The 12539-nt window shown below is 61.0% G+C and carries 16 protein-coding genes; 4 read left to right on the top strand and 12 right to left on the bottom strand.

The annotated features are described in order from the left end of the window. The first annotated feature begins 16 nt into the window (after positions 1-16). Together RT460_RS06360 and RT460_RS06355 are read left to right on the top strand one after the other, a co-directional pair. Positions 17-304 carry a hypothetical protein gene (locus RT460_RS06360; protein ID WP_313317871.1) on the top strand — a complete coding sequence of 96 codons (288 nt, stop codon included), beginning with the start codon at positions 17-19 and terminating at the stop codon, positions 302-304. Then, positions 271-1059: a zinc-dependent peptidase gene (locus RT460_RS06355; protein WP_313317870.1), complete on the top strand. Its 789-nt coding sequence runs from the start codon at positions 271-273 to the stop codon at positions 1057-1059. Before RT460_RS06360 ends, RT460_RS06355 begins: the two co-directional genes overlap by 34 nt. Positions 1060-1270: 211 nt before the next feature. On the opposite strand, the gene RT460_RS06350 is transcribed toward RT460_RS06355, so the two are convergent. From RT460_RS06350 to RT460_RS06305, 10 genes are all read right to left on the bottom strand, one after another. After that, positions 1271-2698, bottom strand: coding sequence for an ATP-binding protein (locus RT460_RS06350; RefSeq protein ID WP_313317869.1), 1428 nt, complete (start codon positions 2696-2698; stop codon positions 1271-1273). 23 nt (positions 2699-2721) lie between these two features. After that, positions 2722-3405, bottom strand: coding sequence for a response regulator transcription factor (locus RT460_RS06345; RefSeq protein WP_079224892.1), 684 nt, complete (start codon positions 3403-3405; stop codon positions 2722-2724). 71 nt (positions 3406-3476) lie between these two features. Beyond that, positions 3477-3860 (bottom strand): hypothetical protein, encoded by a 384-nt coding sequence (locus RT460_RS06340; RefSeq protein ID WP_313317868.1) that lies wholly within the window; start codon positions 3858-3860, stop codon positions 3477-3479. A gap of 193 nt (positions 3861-4053) precedes the next feature. Continuing rightward, entirely contained in the window at positions 4054-5061 is a 1008-nt protein-coding gene (gene dusA, locus RT460_RS06335) for a tRNA dihydrouridine(20/20a) synthase DusA (RefSeq protein ID WP_313317867.1), read from the bottom strand. 145 nt (positions 5062-5206) lie between these two features. Then, positions 5207-5620 carry an XVIPCD domain-containing protein gene (locus RT460_RS06330; RefSeq protein WP_313317866.1) on the bottom strand — a complete coding sequence of 138 codons (414 nt, stop codon included), beginning with the start codon at positions 5618-5620 and terminating at the stop codon, positions 5207-5209. After that, positions 5589-5882 (bottom strand): AHH domain-containing protein, encoded by a 294-nt coding sequence (locus RT460_RS06325; protein ID WP_313317865.1) that lies wholly within the window; start codon positions 5880-5882, stop codon positions 5589-5591. The genes RT460_RS06330 and RT460_RS06325 overlap by 32 nt, the downstream gene beginning before the upstream one ends. Before the next feature lie 43 nt (positions 5883-5925). Next, positions 5926-6588: a DUF1629 domain-containing protein gene (locus RT460_RS06320; RefSeq protein WP_313317863.1), complete on the bottom strand. Its 663-nt coding sequence runs from the start codon at positions 6586-6588 to the stop codon at positions 5926-5928. A gap of 570 nt (positions 6589-7158) precedes the next feature. Further along, the gene (locus tag RT460_RS06315; RefSeq protein WP_313317862.1) at positions 7159-7968 is read right to left on the bottom strand and encodes a hypothetical protein; all 810 of its coding nucleotides are present in this window, start codon (positions 7966-7968) and stop codon (positions 7159-7161) included. A gap of 206 nt (positions 7969-8174) precedes the next feature. Further along, positions 8175-8900 carry a hypothetical protein gene (locus RT460_RS06310; protein WP_313317861.1) on the bottom strand — a complete coding sequence of 242 codons (726 nt, stop codon included), beginning with the start codon at positions 8898-8900 and terminating at the stop codon, positions 8175-8177. A gap of 630 nt (positions 8901-9530) precedes the next feature. Further along, positions 9531-9878, bottom strand: coding sequence for a DUF3307 domain-containing protein (locus RT460_RS06305; protein WP_313317860.1), 348 nt, complete (start codon positions 9876-9878; stop codon positions 9531-9533). A 280-nt stretch (positions 9879-10158) separates the two neighbouring features. On the opposite strand from RT460_RS06305, the gene RT460_RS06300 reads away from it, so the two are divergent. Both RT460_RS06300 and pncA read left to right on the top strand, forming a co-directional pair. Continuing rightward, a complete protein-coding gene (locus RT460_RS06300) occupies positions 10159-10491 on the top strand; it encodes an SMR family transporter (RefSeq protein WP_313317859.1) in 333 nt (110 codons plus the stop codon). Between the two features lie 143 nt (positions 10492-10634). Further along, positions 10635-11258, top strand: a complete 624-nt coding sequence (pncA, locus tag RT460_RS06295) for a bifunctional nicotinamidase/pyrazinamidase (protein WP_313317858.1) — start codon at positions 10635-10637, stop codon at positions 11256-11258. A gap of 53 nt (positions 11259-11311) precedes the next feature. On the opposite strand, the gene purU is transcribed toward pncA, so the two are convergent. After that, positions 11312-12163: a formyltetrahydrofolate deformylase gene (gene purU, locus RT460_RS06290; RefSeq protein WP_313317857.1), complete on the bottom strand. Its 852-nt coding sequence runs from the start codon at positions 12161-12163 to the stop codon at positions 11312-11314. A 93-nt stretch (positions 12164-12256) separates the two neighbouring features. Then, positions 12257-12520 (bottom strand): DUF2798 domain-containing protein, encoded by a 264-nt coding sequence (locus RT460_RS06285; RefSeq protein WP_313317856.1) that lies wholly within the window; start codon positions 12518-12520, stop codon positions 12257-12259. Between the last annotated feature and the right edge of the window lie 19 nt (positions 12521-12539).

Below are 12539 nucleotides of genomic sequence, written 5' to 3'. Positions count from 1 at the left end.
CCTCTGGATGTTGACGATGCGCCATCTCGCACATTGCCTGATCCTGTTGCTGGCCCCGGTTGCAGCGCATGCCTCGGATGCGCTCGGCGGCGCCGGCCAGAGCGGCTGCAGCTATGCCCCGGCGGAAGTTGAACGGGTGGCCGCACCGGCTGCCTCGGTTGGCATCGCCAACACCCCGCCCCCGCCAGCACCCGCTTCAAAGCCGGTGCAACCGCGTGCGGCCGGGGGCGGCAGTGACGATGAACTGATCCCGCGCCTGCGTGCCCCCAAATGGCACCGCTACCTGCCTGGGATGTTCCGCTGATCCAGTCGTTGTTGCGCTGGTTCCAGCGCGCGCCTGTCCCCGTTGATGACACGCTCTGGCAGCAGGCTTGCCAGCAATGCCCGTGGCTGGATGAGCTTGCGCCGGAACGGGCACAGCGCCTGCGTGGCCTGGTCGGGGTCTTCCTGCAACGCAAAACCATTACCCCGGTCGGGGGGCTGGAGCTGGATGACAGCCAGCGCCTGATGCTGGCTGCACTGTGTTGCCTGCCGCTGATCGAATTCGGCGCTGAAGGCCTGCACGGCTGGTCGGAACTGGTGGTGTACCCCGATGCCTTCCGCGTGCGCCGCGACCACGTCGATGCGGCCGGCGTGCTGCACCAGTGGGATGACGAACTGATCGGTGAATCGTGGGACAGCGGCCCGCTGATCCTGTCATGGGCCGATGTGCAGGCCGATATCGCTGACCCGCATGCCGGCTTCTGCGTGGCGGTGCATGAAATGGCGCACAAGATCGATGCACTGGATGGTGCCATCGATGGCACCCCACCGCTGCCGCGTGAATGGCAGCGGCAATGGGCGGCGGATTTCCAGCAGGCCTATGACGCGTTCTGCGCGCTTGTGGATGCGGATGTTGAAACCGTGATCGACCCTTATGCGGCGGAGGCACCGGAGGAGTTCTTTGCGGTGGTCAGCGAGTACCACTTCTCTGCCCCGGAACTGCTGGTGCAGACGATGCCGAAAGTGGCGGAGCACCTGCGGCGCTTTTATGGGCCGCTTGAAGCCGGGCTGCGGTAGCGCAGGATCAACTGCCAATCCCTCCCCAGCCCTCCCCGACGCATTACGTGCGCAAGGGAGGGAGCAGCGCGCTTATGCCCCTCCCTTTGGCGCAAGCCAAGGGGAGGGTTGGGAAGGGGTTTGCTTTTGACTTTGGCTTGGCCTCGGGGCTTCCCCGCGCAGCAACACGGGGAACACGCACACTGCCAGCGAACCCTCGGCCCTTCCGGGATCAGATACCCGGCGGCAAGGTCACTTCGAAACGGGCGCCACCCAGTTCCTCGGAGCGCTTGACCTGCAACTGGCCGCGGTAGGCCTTGATCAGGTCCTGCACGATGGACAGGCCGATACCATGGCCCTGTACGCGCTCGTCGCCACGTACACCGCGCTGCAGCACCTTGGCGATATTGTCGTCGGCAATGCCGGGGCCGTCATCGTCCACCGCCAGCTCCAGGCCGGCACGCTTGCCCGGACCACCGGTCACCGGCTTTGCGGTCAGCAGCACGCGGCGGTTGGCCCACTTGAAGGCGTTCTCCAGCAAGTTGCCCAACAATTCCTGCAGGTCACCCGGCTCGCCATAGAAATTGACGCCCGGCTCCAGTTCGAACTCGCACAGCACGCCCTTGGTGGCGTAGACCTTTTCCAGCCCGCGCACGATTTCCTCGGCGGTCGCTTCGATCGGCACCGGCGCGGAGAACAGCTTGTGGCCCGACGAGGCTGCACGCGCCAACTGGTAGGACACCAGGTTGTTCATGCGCTGCAACTGCACGCCCACTTCCTCGCGCAGTTCGGCCTCATTGCTGGTACCGCTTTCCAGCTGGGTGCGCAGTACCGCCAACGGCGTTTTCAGGCTGTGCGCCAGGTCGGCCAGGGTGTTGCGCTGGCGTTCGAGGTTTTCGCGCTCGCTTTCAATGAAGGCGTTGATGCTTTCGGTCAACGGCTCCAGCTCGCGCGGGTGCATTTCGCTCATGCGGTCGCGTTCACCGCGCTGGACCTTGGTCAGCTCGTTGATCACGCGCTTGAGCGGGCGCAGGCTCCACTGCAACACCAGGGTCTGCAGCAGCAACAGGATCAGGCCGGTGACACCCAGCCAGAACCACACCGCGCCACGGAAACTGCGCAACTGCATGCCCAGCGCGCGCGAATCCTCCAGCACATAGATCGTGTAAGGCACTTCCGTCTCGGGGCCGCCGTCGCCCCCCCAGACCAGACCCATGCCGTAGCGGTACACCTCACCTTCCGAACCGTCGATCTGGGTGATGCGCAGTGGACCTTCGAACACTTCCTCGCGCGGGCTCAGCATGTGGTTGCTGACGTCCGGCAGCATCGGCCCTTCGGCCGACATCGAGTTGGCGACATGGCCCGGCATCACCACCTGCAGGTACAGGCCGTTACCGGGAATATCGAAGCGCGGATCCGGCGGCTGTTCGCGGATGTACAGCGAGCCATCACGGGTGAAATCGATGCCACCGGCATAGGCGGTGGCGTAGTTCTTCAGGCGTTCGCTGAGGTTGTCACGCGCGGTCTGGCCAAAGGCCGCATCCAGCGCATAACCGGCCAAAGCCAGGAAGGCCACCAGGCCCACCGAGGCAGCCAGCAGCTGGCGGGCCTGCAAGGAGCGGGGCCGCCAACGCTTCAATAGCCACTGACGGCCCGTCATCACGCTCTACCCCTTGGCGGGGCTCAGCCCTCGTTGCGCGGAATCGCGAAGCGGTAACCGCGGCCACGCACGGTTTCGATCGGCTTCAGCTCACCGTCCGGATCCAGCTTCTTGCGCAGGCGGCCGATGAACACTTCCAGCACGTTGGAGTCGCGGTCGAAGTCCTGCTGGTAGATGTGCTCGGTCAGGTCGGCCTTGGACACCAACTCACCGGCATGCATCATCAGGTACTCCAGCACCTTGTACTCGTAGCTGGTCAGGTCAACGTTGCTGCCGGTCACGCTCACCGTCTGCGCGGCCAGATCCAGCGCCACCGGGCCACATTCCAGGGTCGGCTTGGACCAGCCAGCGGCACGGCGCAGCAGCGCGTTGACGCGGGCCAGCAGCTCTTCCACGTGGAACGGCTTGACCAGGTAGTCGTCGGCGCCCTGCTTCAGGCCCTCGACCTTGTCCTGCCAGCTGGAACGCGCGGTCAGGATCAGCACCGGGAACTTCTTGCCCTCGTCGCGCAGCGCTTTGATCAGCTCCATGCCCGACATCTTGGGCAGGCCCAGATCGATGATGCCCACGTCGAACGGCACCTCACGGCCCATGTACAGGCCTTCCTCGCCATCCTGAGCCGCATCCACTGCGAAACCTTCGCGCTTCAGGCGGGCTGCAAGGGTTTCCCGCAGCGGGGCTTCGTCTTCAACCAGAAGGATACGCATGAACTCTCCCTAGTAACTTGGGCCGGCTTCAACCGGCGTATATATGCGGAACGCGGGACAACTATCGCTGTTCAGGAGTTATCGTCGCGTGGTGGCTGGCCCGACCGCGGACCGCGCGGACCTGCACGGGATGGGGCGGGATCGTCCATGTAACGCACGCGGCCACGATCATCCATGTACTTGACCCGGTTGATGTCGCGGCCATCGTAGGGCACGCGCTCGGCACCAAGAATGCGCCCACCGGTTTCCCGTTGCACGCGCCGGACCGCATCGGACAATGAGCGCTCCGCACCACGACCGGCTGCCTGTGCCTGCGGGGCACGCATGGCAGGTTCTGCGCCACGCTGTGCTTCCTGCCGGGGCTGCTGCGCCGAGGCCACGAGCACGCCCGGGCCCGCCACCAGCAACGTGGCGGCAAAAGCGATCAGCAGGCGACGACGGGGAAGCGAGTGCATGGGGTGATCCTAGCGGACTGTGCGGCAACGTTCAAAAAACGTAAAAACCTGTCCTACAGCTTTTTTCACAGGCATCACGAAATTGAGGCAAATTCTTGATTTTTAGGGGTGAATCCGGTCTGAACCCTCCCCCTGTTCATGGCGCCTCGTTCAGCAAATTGACCGGACATATGGCGCCAGCCGCGAAATCCGCTCAGGCAACCCTTGCCGCCTGTTCACGCGTCACCTGCAGTGCCTGCTCGATCAAACCCCAATCCGCGCCGGCCCGGTGTGCGCCTTCGCTGAGCACCTGACGGAAGCCACGCCCGCCCGGCTGTCCATGGAAAAGCCCCAACAGATGCCGGGTGATGTGCTTCAGCGCCAGTCCCTTGGCCAGCTGGGCCTCCACATAGGGACGCATGGCAAGCAACAGTTCCTCACGCTGCCTCGCCAGCTGGCCCGTCTGCGCGCAATCCAGGGCATGCAGCACATAGGGATCGTGATACGCAGCACGGCCCAGCATCACCCCGTCCAGATGCTGCATGTGCTCTTGCGCGGCCTGGACGGTGGCGATGCCGCCATTGAGCACCACCGGCAGGTCCGGGCGCTGCTGCTTCAACTGGTAGGCCCAGTCATAGCGCAACGGCGGGATCTCGCGGTTCTCCTTGGGCGAAAGACCCTTGAGCCAAGCATTGCGCGCATGCACCACCACCATCGCTGCCCCGGCCTGGACCTGGCGGTCGACAAAACCGGCAAACAGCGCGTAGTCGTTGTCCTCATCCACGCCCAGCCGGCACTTCACCGTCACCGGGATATCCACCGCTGCCACCATCGCCGCCACGCACTCGGCCACCAGCTCGGGTTCGCGCATCAGGCAGGCACCGAAACGCCCGGCCTGGACCCGGTCGGAAGGGCAGCCGCAGTTGAGGTTGACCTCGTCATAGCCCCAGTCAGCAGCAATACGGGCAGCCTCGGCCAGCGCGGCCGGTTCGCTGCCGCCCAACTGCAGGGCCAGCGGGTGTTCCCCCCCGTCATAGCCCAGCAGGCGCTCGCGGTCGCCGTGGATCACCGCATTGGCGTGCACCATCTCGGTATACAGCCGCGCACCCGGCGCAAGCAGGCGGTGGAACACCCGGCAATGGCGGTCGGTCCAATCCATCATCGGGGCGACGGATAGGCGCAGGGAGGCGTCGTAGTGGGTGTTTTGAGGCAGGGAAGGCATGCAGCGCGGGATCTTGTGATGCGTGGATGGCGTTATTTTCGCCCAGTTTCACGTTTGCCGCCGAATGGGGACGCTCGCCTTTCAGTTTGAGCAGGGGTTGGGGCTCTTTTCTTCGCCCAAGGTGCGGCGAATCCTGGGTTCACCTTCAACGTGCTTGCCCGGCTTGTGCGTGCTGCTGAGCGAGGTCCTGATCCTGCTCGGGCTGGCCTTGCAACTGCTGCTGGCGGACCTGCTCGGCTTGTTCCAGGCTCTGCTGCGCAGGCTGCTGGGCCGCCTGGCGGCCATCCACCTGTGCATGGAAGAACGGACCTTTGTCGCCGTACGGCGCGTAGATGGCGAACACGTTCTCCTCGCCGTTTCGCCCCAGCGCGCCGCTTACCGTGTCCACGCGTCGAAACAATGGATCGTCCAGTTGCTGCTTGTACAGGGCTGCGGCAACGTTGCTGCTCTGCTCGTCATCCCAGTGGCCGGTGCCACGCGTCCACTGGTGTATGCGGTCGTAGTTCGCAAAGTCAGGGTGCGCGGGATCATTGGCCAACAACGGTCGGTCCGACAGCATCATCAAGAATCGATTCGCCGCCAACCTCAGCCAAAATCCTTCTGAGCTCCTGATTAATACCTCTGGAATAGGAACTATCAGTACGCCCCCTATGGGGAGACATTCCTATCTCCTTCGCAAAATCATCCGCCTGGGGCATATAGATACGATTCAGCGAGCTATCTCTTTCGATCAGGTTCGATTCGACAAGCGCTTTAAGAAGGAGGTCATTCTCAAAAGCGGCTTTTTCAAGAAGGTGATGACTCTGAAGGACGGTGGCCATGCCGCACTACTCCACTTGATGCCTCGCGGTTACACTTGGTCACCTAGGAACTGACAGTATCCTCAAGCCATACCCCTCTTGACCCAAGCTCTTTGCCAAATCCCCCCGACATCAGGGCGTCCCTAAAAAACCGATTGCAGAATGTCAAGGATCCGGTGTACGGAGTACGAAAAACGTGCGCGGCGCCGATAACACTTTTACGGAAAGCCATCTGCGAATCGAGCCGGATACCGTAATATTTACCGTTTGGATAATTTCCACCTGTTTCTATTTTAATATTACGAGACGCCACTGGATCGATGGCATCAATCTCTCTAAGTACATCGCACAGGTGAAACGACGGGCCTATCGAGCCATCATCAAGAAAAAAGCTACAAGACAAGAAAGAGAAACCATCCGGATCCACTGACTCGAACAACGCCTTCAATCGATCTGAAACGAGCCAATATCCGCCAAAATTCCCCGCAAAATCTTCCGGCACCCCACCTTTTCCCTTATCAAGAATAAACCTCGGCTTTTCACTGAACCGAGGAAATCCTCCATTCGCAGGCCTCAAATAGCGCTTGGGCGGTGACAGGAGTCTTTCCCTGTTGTCAAAAACAACGCCATTCACCCCCCTTCCATACCGAATATCGACTTCGACAGTATAGAACTCCCCTTTCTGAGGGCGATTGACCATGATCGAGGCGTCGTTGAGTTCAAGCATAAGGCTGAGCTCCTTCCTTGTTTTTCATGAACACGGAATACAGTACTCCCCGTGGAGCGCCCCTCAAACAGGCTGCTGGTCTGAGCATACAAGGACGCTCTCGTTCCATCGTGAATTCCGACCACCCGAACCGCGTACCTGGCTACCAAAGAGCTGTACCACGTGCGCCCCCCTCAGCGCTACGTCAATGCAACACAGCTTACCAACGCAGATTTATCCAATTGATTTTCAAGAAAAACTAAATACCCTACGGCCCATCCATCATCGGGGCGACGGATAAGCGCGGGGAGGCGTCGTAGTGGGAGTTGCCAGGCAAGGAAGACATGTGGCGCGGGATTGGGCAGTGCTCAATTGGGGCAATTTTCGCTCAACTTCGGCGGCTTCGTGATCCCGCTTGCTGCACGGGACCACCACGGCTCGATCATCCACGGGCCCTGCTACCCAATCCGCATGATGCTCCGCTCGTCGATAGCAGAACCCATCGCCGACACCAAGCAGGGCGAGCTATATATTTCCTCCCGCACTTCCCGCAACTGCGCCGAACTCAAATCAGAATGACTCAGTACTCTCTCAATTCTCGAGTCGCCCATCTTTCACATCCTGCAAGATGAAATCCAGCTTATCAATGCAACGCGGAGAGTCCCGGCGATCAAGGTGGAGGGTGACTATTGCAGAAAAATCTCCAAATTCCCTAACAAACTCGATTCCTGGCTCTAGGTACAGCGGCATAGGAAAGGGCCTATAACCCATTGACTCTAGATTGCGAGCAAACGAAGGGTAGGTTAATTCACACTGTTCTGTCGCCCCTTCCCTGATCATCACCCTTAGGTTGCCAAATGGCCCTCCTTCGTAAGGAGCTTCCGAACCTATATCGTAGACGGCCTGCCCAACCGCGCCTTGAGTCCCAACCACTTTTCCGGTTTCTGGATTGGAAATTGACATACCAAGTATTTGCTCAACAAATCGAACCTCAATCTGATCCGGGCCACGAAGAGCACTAGCCAACGCAAGTAACCGCTCTTCCAACACTTGCGCCGTGATGTCAGGTCCATGCAGTGGCTCCGCTTTCGGCTCGACAGCATCGATGGGGCGCTCCGCCGCCAACTTATCGGCAATCGAATCAACCAATGCAGCTACCCTGTCTGCTTCGACACGCGCATCTCCCTTCGGCGGGCTTCTATCCATGGGCTCCCCCTGGGTAACAACACTTCCAGTTCCCGCCTGTGCACAGCCGCAAAGAGCAAAAGCCCCCACGACAAACGCCGCGTGCAAACAAACCGTACGTAAACGCAAAATGGGATTCGGATTTAGAACCATGGTCTGGACCGATTGACGTGCTGCACCCTGAGCATAGTCGGCCCACGCACGCTTCATTTTCACACTTCGCTCACAGAGCAAATTTCTAGCGATGCACCCGACAAAGGCCGGCGGACGCGGAGTGAATCCTACTAATTCGCAACGCAACCAGCCGCAATAGTCGAAACCAATTGATTTAATTGAACCATTTACTATAAATTACCTCACACACATCCCGAAGCTGCGATGTTGATAATTCAGAATTACTTAAAAGCCTTTCAATCTTCGGGTCAGACATCCCCAAAGCCCTCCACAGCATAATCAACAAATTTGATGCACCGAGGGAAGTCGTGGCTATCAACGCTCAATGTCAAGAAAACCCTGAAGTCACCGGTGGATTTGTAAAATTCAACTTGCGGCTCAAAAAACCGCGGCCCGGCATTACCTTCGTACCCCATAGACTTAAGCCCGTTGACGATCCTCCGATAGTCAAGCACGCAAGCCCCACCTGGTTCTGATAGCGCCCGGACGCCCACGCTCCGCACTGACACATCGACATATGGGGATGACACACTGATGGAATAGCTTCCGCCACCAACAACCACGCCCCGCACTCCCACAGATCTCCCCGTCTGCGGATCGATAAGTGGCACATGAAACTTTTGCGCGACGAACTCCGCCTGTATCTGATTCGGAACACGCAACGCACCAGCCAACGCGAGTACACGTTCCTCCAGGTCATGCGGCGTGAACTCAGGCCCTTGAAATGGCTCCGCCGGTTTGAGTGGATGCTCAGCTGCCACCTTAGCGGCAATCGAATCAACCAATGCCGCTACCCTGTCTGCTTCGACACCCGCATCTCCCTTCGGCGGGCTTCTATCCATGGGCTCCTCTTGGGTAACAACACTTCCACTTCCCGCCTGCGCGCACCCGCAAAGAGCAAAAGCCCCCACGACAAACGCCGCGTGCAAACAAACCGTACGTAAACGCAAAATGGGATTCGGATTTAAATCCATGGTCTGCACCGTTGACCTACTGCACGCTAAGCCTAGTCAACCGATGCGCTCGCCGCTTTCACGTCTCGCTGACAGCGCGAATGTCTTGTGACGCGCCCTGTCTGGGCCGGCGGACTGGAGTAACTCCTACAAACTTGCACCGCAACCAGCCGCATGGGGCGAAGAACGCATGCAACGAGCGGTCTTGCAGTGCTTGACTGCCTGCCATTTTCACCCAAGTCAGCCGATTCTGCCGGGTGGATGCACGAGGCCTTCAGCAGCGGCAGAGTTTGTGGGCGTGCCGGAGTGTCGGCCAGCCAGCCGCCAACACCGCGTCACCAACGACGCACCGCCGGCCACCGTCGCCGCGTTGCGAATGGCTGGCGATAGTGCGCCGAGGCAATTTGGAGCAGGTCCCGTGTGCGCTCACTGGCGACAGGCGGCACGCTCACCCAATCACGGTGCAGCGAACTGGATCGGGAAGTTGTAGAAGGCTTCGCTTAACTTGCGAGTACGAAGCATCCAAACTGGACCAGCACAATACAACTACAGATCTTCGGTGGGGCATCCTTCGCGTCCTGTAGCGCGTCGTTCACCGAGCGAATGCAACGCGGGGCGTCATGGCTATCGAAATTCAACCCCATACCCGCGTCAGGGCAAAGGCCCGAACACCTGCAACAGCACCAACCAAAGCACCTTGCATCCCACGTGCAGGGCCTGGTCCAGGTCATAGCTGATGCGGTTGGCGCACTTGAAGTCATCGATGAGCATGTGCACGAGTGTTTCCAGCACGCCCAACGTAACGCTGCCGGTGATCCAGCCCACCGCGCCGCCGTGGATTACGCCGTGCGCGGCAAGCGCCTGGTACCAGGGTACGCCCGGCACGGGTGCCTGCCGGTTCTTTGCCCGCGACAGGAATTCGCCCTGCAAGGGGTAGTCGGCCAGGGTGTGGGCGACAAGCAACAACGCAAACATCTGTAACAGCGCGTAGTGGGCCATCTGCAGCTTGGGTTGGGGCGTGGATTGGAGTCTGGCATTTCCTGGGCCGCTGCAATCAAGCGAAGGTCACGGATAGCACATCGACAATCGATGGCAATCTGTGGCGGCAGGTCGGCGCTCTTCCCTGAGCACCTGGCGCGCATGCGCGCACCGCCCCCCATTCCCGTCATTGCTCAGGCGCCCGCCCGCGCATGCAAACCTGCGTGGGCAGCGCAGTCTAGGTGCCCGCCGTAAGAGCACCCCGATCTAGAATGGCGCACCTGGAACGTGTGATGCCGCCATGAATGCCTATGCCCTGCTTGCCTGCGCGATTGCCTTGGAAGTTGCCGCAACATCCCTGCTCAAGGCTTCCGATGGCATGAGCCGGATGTGGCCGACGCTGGGTGCCCTGGTTGGCTACGGTGTGTGCTTCTGGCTGTTGTCGCTGGTGATGAAGTCCATCCCCACCGGCATTGCCTATGCGATCTGGTCAGGGGTCGGGATCGTCTTGATTTCCCTTGTGGGGCTGTTCGTGTTCAAGCAGAAGCTCGACTTTCCTGCCTTGCTGGGCATCGGCCTGATCTGCGCCGGAGTGCTGGTGATCAATCTGTTTTCGCGCTCGGCCGCGCACTGAGCAACGCAACATCCACGATGCCGGCGGCCGCCGCAGGCGCCGTTTGGGCAAATGCGGGAAGCGACGGCCAGTAGGCATCGATGTCCGTCAGCTGGACTACCGGGTGCCGTACACTGCGCCCACCCCGCATCTGGATGCTGTCGATGTACGGAACCGACGTTGCGCTGCTGGTCATCGACCTGCAGCCGGATTTCATGCCCGGCGGCGCCCTGCCCTGCCAACAAGGCGACGCCATCGTCCCCGGTATTGCCGAGTTATTGGCCTCGCGCCGCTATGGCACGGTGGTAGCCACGCAGGACTGGCACCCTGCCGACCACGCTTCCTTCGCCAGCCAGCATGCCGGCCGCAAGCCGTTCGAAACCATTGCCCTGCACGGTCAGCCGCAGACGCTGTGGCCGGACCACTGCGTGCAGGGTTCCGCTGGTGCCGCGCTGGACCCGCGCGTCGACTGGGCCAGCGCCGACCTGATCCTGCGCAAGGGCACGCACCGGCAAGTGGACTCCTACAGCGCCTTCCGCGAGAACTTCGGCCCACAAGGCACCCGCCCGGCGACGGGCCTGGCTGGATGGCTGCACGAACGCGGCATCAGCGAAGTCCATGTCTGCGGCCTGGCACGCGATTACTGCGTGCTGTGGAGCGCGCAGGACGCCGCGATCAGCGGCTTCCGCGTGCGCTTCCTGTGGAGCCTTACCCGTCCGGTATCAGCGGCCAATGACGGCGCCACGCGCATCGCGTTGGTTGAAGGAGGAGTCGATATCCAGGAATGATGGATGCAGCAGGCGCCCGTTTCTGCTGCCTGCTTGCTCCTGGAATTCAGGTTTCAGCGGAACACCACCGTGCGGTGACCATTGAGCACGATGCGATGCTCGACATGGCGGCGTACCGCACGCGACAACACCAGCGACTCGGTATCACTCCCCAGCTGCACCAGGTCGCGCGGCGTCATGGCGTGGTCCACACGCGCAACGTCCTGCTCGATGATCGGGCCTTCGTCCAGATCCGAGGTCACGTAGTGCGCAGTGGCGCCGATGATCTTGACCCCGCGCGCATGCGCCTGGTGATACGGCTGGGCGCCCTTGAAACTGGGCAGGAAGCTGTGGTGGATATTGATCGCACGCCCGGCCAAGGCCTGGCACAGGCGCGGTGACAGGATCTGCATGTAACGCGCCAATACCACCAGATCGATGCGCTCGCGCTCGACCAGATCAATGATCTGCTGCTCTTGCTGCTCGCGGTTGTCTGCCCCAACCGGCAGGTGGTGGAAGGGCACGCCATAAGAGCCCGACAGCGCGGCAAAGTCCGTGTGATTGGAAGCCACGGCGGCAATATCCACCTTCAACTGGCGGCTGTGGGTGCGGAACAGCAGGTCATTGAGGCAATGCCCCTGCTTGCTGACCAGCACCAGCAGGCGCGCGCGGCGACGCGCGTCATGCAGCTGCCAGTCCATTGCATATTCGCTACCCAACGCCTGCAGGCGTGCACGCACCGCCGGTTCATCCCCCTTGTTGGCCATGTCGAAATGCACGCGCAGGAAAAAGCGACCGCTCTCCTCGTCGCCGAACTGCTGGGCATCGAGGATGTTGCAACCGCCCTCGAACAGCAGACCGGAAACGCGATAGACAATCCCGGTGCGGTCCGGGCAGGAAAGGGTGAGGATGAAATCAGGACGCATGGCCAACGGCATCTAACAGGCGGGCCGTGGAAAGTAACCGTTCCGGCCACTCCCCGCCAAAGACAGTTGCAGCTGACACGGTTGCCTGCGGCGTCAGTGCGGGTGCACGGTCAGCGCCACCAGCCGCATCACCAGCGGGCGCACCAGCAGCACACAGAAGAACGCGATCGGCATCGCCAGGCTGTAGGCCGACAACACCCGCCGCAGGAACTGGCCATCGATATTGGAATTGGCGGCGGTAATGACGATGCACATCAGCATGGCCATGATCGAGGACATGAAGAAGGCGAACACATAGGGCGTGGCGCGGACATGCAGTTTCCTGCGTCCAGCGGCGGCGGGGCGGGACTCATGCATTTTGCTACTTCCACTCATC

Source organism: Stenotrophomonas sp. (assembly GCF_032061965.1).
Taxonomy (GTDB): domain Bacteria; phylum Pseudomonadota; class Gammaproteobacteria; order Xanthomonadales; family Xanthomonadaceae; genus Stenotrophomonas.
The sequence above is the reverse complement of the archived record's forward strand: the minus strand, read 5'-3'. Positions and strand labels throughout refer to the sequence as shown.